Annotated in this window: 1 protein-coding gene; it reads left to right on the forward strand. The window is 44.4% G+C overall.

The genetic code is table 11. From position 1 onward, the window contains the following. On the forward strand, positions 1-414 hold a 414-nt coding region (locus VZ95_RS23675), incomplete at its 5' end, for a thioesterase II family protein (RefSeq protein WP_084627983.1). Between the last annotated feature and the right edge of the window lie 226 nt (positions 415-640).

The following is a 640-nucleotide window of genomic DNA, read 5'->3' on the forward strand; positions in this document are numbered from 1 at the left end:
AGTCAACGCGACATTTATTTGTCTCCGGCAAACGTGCCGCCGCCGAAAACACCAAGAAAAACACCGAACATACTCACATCCATTGAAGAAGCTGAAAAATATATGATTTCCCTTGGTGGGACAGCTTCAGGTTTAATTAGCGACAAAGAATTACTAGAAATATTAACCCCTATATTCATGACAGATATTAATCTCCTGAGGATTTATCACGATAAATTTATAAATCCCCTAAAATGCCCCATAACCGCTTTTCTTGGAGATAGCGATCCTCTTCACACGATTGAAGGAGTAAATGCCTGGAAAAGCCAAACATCCGACCAATGTGTTATAAATTTATTCCCAGGAAATCACTTTTATCTCGAACACAACCGGAATGGCCTAACGGAGCTGATCGCAGCGTCTTTGCAGGTCTGATTCGTTAACGGATTAGTTATACTGTAATCTTATTTTTGGTGCGCTGCGGCATAAACTATGACATTCTTCACGGTGTCGGAGAGTCACATCCTTCCGAAAAATCGCAAAATATTGTCGCGCTCTCTTGATACGCGCATGAGGGTCCTGCTCGATGACGACCAAAATTATGAGTATTCCGCCGTCCGCGACCGAAAAGCGGGAACGCCCCGCCCGACGCTATCGGGGG

The sequence above is a fragment of the Elstera litoralis genome, from assembly GCF_000963705.1.
GTDB lineage: Bacteria > Pseudomonadota > Alphaproteobacteria > Elsterales > Elsteraceae > Elstera > Elstera litoralis.